This window comes from Streptomyces sp. SID14436 (assembly GCF_010548465.1).
Taxonomy (GTDB): domain Bacteria; phylum Actinomycetota; class Actinomycetes; order Streptomycetales; family Streptomycetaceae; genus Streptomyces.
The window spans coordinates 1-1448 of the sequence record NZ_JAAGMD010000542.1 but is presented as its reverse complement, the minus strand read 5'-3'; the positions used below and the strand labels follow the sequence as shown (position 1 = coordinate 1448).

The 1448-nt window shown below is 77.6% G+C and carries 1 protein-coding gene and 2 pseudogenes; all 3 read left to right on the top strand.

Annotated elements, in window-relative coordinates:
* Nucleotides 1-527 (top strand): annotated as a pseudogene (locus G3I53_RS19110) (serine/threonine protein kinase); the annotation flags it as partial.
* Nucleotides 528-849: 322 nt separating this feature from the next.
* Complete coding sequence (locus G3I53_RS19105; RefSeq protein WP_164335660.1) at nt 850-1080, top strand: hypothetical protein; 231 nt, start codon at nt 850-852, stop codon at nt 1078-1080.
* Between the two features lie 160 nt (nt 1081-1240).
* Nucleotides 1241-1448 (top strand): annotated as a pseudogene (locus G3I53_RS19100) (prepilin peptidase); the annotation flags it as partial.

The window sequence follows — 1448 nt, the reverse complement described above, 5'->3', positions numbered from 1 at the left end:
CGGAACGGGGCGGCCGGGGCCGGCGGGTGAGCTGCACGGTGGCCCTCGCGGTCGCCGGCGCCCTCGCCGCGGTGACCGTCGGCTCCGTCCTCGTCCTCGACCTGCTGCCGGGCGGCTCCCGGGACGGAGCGCAGGGGTCCGCCGGCGACGGCCGCTCCGAGGCGCCCGGCCGGACGGTCCCCGCCGCCTACGTCGGCACCTGGGAGGGCCAGGCCGCATCCCGGGACAGCCTCAGCATCCCGCTGGGCACCTTCCGGGTGACGCTCAAGGACGCGAAGGCGGGCGAGCGGGTGGGCACCGTCCGGCACACCGACATCCTCGGCGGGGTCTGCGAGGACGTCCTCACCCTCGAACGGGTCTCCGGCAAGCGGCTCGTCGCCGTCGCGGCCGGTGCCGAGTCCAACCGCTCCGTGTGCGACCAGGCCCGGCACACCGTCGTCCTGACCCCGACCGGCGACGACCTCGTGTACGAGTCCGACAGCAAGGCGTCGGGCCGTCCCGAGGCCCGCCTGTCGAAACTGCGGTAGGCGCGCCCGGGTACGAACGGCAGAGCGGTCGCCGAACATCCCGCGGATCTGCACAGCGTCCCCGGGGCGGGCCGGGCGGCACCCGGCCGGCGGCCGGCCCGGTCCCGGGGTGCCGGGCGGCGCGGCGGGCGCAACCCGGCCGAGCGCCGGGTGCGGTGAAGAATCCGCCGCCGGCCGTGACGCGTCCTTCACAGGCGTGAACACCGGTGACGGGGGAGCCGGGCCGAGCCGGGCCCCCGCTCCCCCGGCGGCTGGCCGCACCGTCCCCCGCGTGCTTTGCTTCCGCAGTCGCGAAGTGCCGCAACGAAGGGAAACGCGCGCCATGAACCTCGCTCCCCAGGTGGAGACCGCCGAACTCGCCGACGCCGAACTGGACGCCCTCGCCGGAGGACAGGCCGGCTCCGCGGGCTTCGCCCTCGGCCTGCACGCCGCGCCGGGCTCCCTCGGACTGCACGTCGAGGCCGGTGACGTCGCCGTCTCCGCGGGCGTCGGCGCGTCCGTCTCCGCGTCCGGCTTCTCGGCCGACGGCCACCTCCACACCACGATGTACTGACGGCCACGCGCCCACGCCGAGGGCCCCGCACCCCGACGACCGACGACCGGGGGCGGGGCCCTCGGCCTGCCCGTCGACGCGGCCGGGGCGAATCCCTAGGATCTCCGTGGCCCAGCACCCCCGGCGCCGCCGCCCGTCCATCCGCCCGTCAGGACGTCTCATGCCGTGGAACACCGACGCCGTGCTGATCGTCGCCGCCGCGCTGTGGGGCGCCCTGGCCGGCACGCTGCTGCCGCGCGCCGCCTACCGGCTGTCCGTCCCGGCGGAGGAGGACTGGCGGGCGGTGTGCCCCCGCGGCCACGTGCTCGCGGGCTGGCTGGGACCGGCCCGGTGCCCGGGATGCGCCGGACGCCCGTACGGGCCCGGCA